General features: G+C 62.7%; 1 protein-coding gene. It reads right to left on the bottom strand.

Going from position 1 to position 1,487, the window contains the following annotated elements:
- Positions 1-136: 136 nt before the first annotated feature.
- Positions 137-1,222: an IS630 family transposase gene (locus tag QTI04_RS34145; RefSeq protein ID WP_286619634.1), complete on the bottom strand. Its 1,086-nt coding sequence runs from the start codon at positions 1,220-1,222 to the stop codon at positions 137-139.
- Positions 1,223-1,487 lie beyond the last annotated feature (265 nt).

Raw genomic sequence — 1,487 nt, 5'->3', positions numbered from 1 at the left:
CGGTCCTGCGGGCTCAGCTTCAACTGTGTTTGGCGCATGACTACCTCCGAACGTCTTGTGGCGACATGCGGAGTGTAATCATGTTCCGTTATTTACGTGTTGGCGTACTAGTGTAGTGCACCACTCAGATATGTACTTATCTTTGGACCCGCGCCAGCGCTGCCTTGGCTCGCGTGACCTTGGCCAGGATGTCGGTCGCGCTGGCGCTCCAGATGAAGGGTTTGGGATTGGCGTTGTGGTGGGCCACGTACAGATCGATGGCCAGTTCCAGTTCGGGCACGCTGGTGAAGCTGTCGCGCCGGATGCGGTTCTCCGAGATGTCGCGGAAGAAGCGCTCGACCATGTTCAGCCACGAAGCGCTCGTGGGCGTGAAGTGCATGACGAAGCGCGGGTGCTTGGCCAGCCAGGCCTGCACGTCGGGGTGGGTGTGCGTGCCGTAGTTGTCCACGATCAAGTGCAGCTGCAGGTGCTTGGGCGTCTTGCGCTGGATCAGGCGCAGGAACTGCAGCCACTCCGCGTGCCGGTGTTGCTGCTGGCACATCGAGATCACGGTGCCGTCCAGGGTGTTCAAGGCGGCGAACAGCGTGGTCGTGCCGTGGCGCTTGTAATCGTGCGTGACGGTGCCGGCGCGGCCTTTCTTCATCGGCAGGCCCGGCTGGGTGCGGTTGAGCGCCTGGATCTGACTTTTCTCGTCGCAGCTGAGCACCAAGGCGCGCTCGGGCGGGTTCAGGTACAGCCCCACGACGTCCAGCAGCTTGTCCTCGAAGCGTGGGTCGCGCGAGAGCTTGAAGCTGCTCTGGCGATGCGGCTTCAGACCGTTGCGCTGCCACACGCGGCGAATCGTCGTCGGCCCCACCCCGAGTTGCGCCGCCAGCGTGCGCGTGCTCCAGTGCGTGGCAGCAATGGGCCTGTCATGCAGCGTCTTGTCCACGATGCTCGATTCAAACTCGGCGGTGGTCACGCTGGGGGTGCGCCCGGGGCGCGGCGCATCGTGCATCAGAGCCTCCACCCCGCCTTCCAGGAAGCGCTGGCGCCACAAGGCCACCTGGCGCCGATCCAGATCGACCTCGGCGGCGATGTCCTTGTTCTGCCAGCCCTGAGCGGCCAACAACACGATCTTGGCGCGTTGCTGCACACGAGCCTCGACGCGGCCTCGCCGCGCCAATGCCGTCAACTCTCGTTGAACAGCAGCATCCAGTTCGATCTTTGGGGCAATGCGCATGGCTGCGACCTCCGTCCAGGTCGGAGTGTGCCGCATCCATTAAGTTCCATTATTTCAAGCGCACTGCACTAGTACGCCAACACGTAAATAACGGAACATGATTACACTCCGCATGTCGCCACAAGACGTTCGGAGGTAGTCATGCGCCAAACAGAGTTGAAGCTGAGCCCGCAGGACCGTGCGACTGTGGAGGCGGTACGCGGCAAAGGGGTTCATCGCAGTCGGGAAGTCAACCGTGCTCACGTGCTGGCTTGCCTTGACGAGG

It is taken from the genome of Variovorax sp. J22R115 (assembly GCF_030317005.1).
Classification (GTDB): Bacteria; Pseudomonadota; Gammaproteobacteria; order Burkholderiales; family Burkholderiaceae_C; genus Variovorax.
The sequence above is the reverse complement of the archived record's forward strand: the minus strand, read 5'-3'. Positions and strand labels throughout refer to the sequence as shown.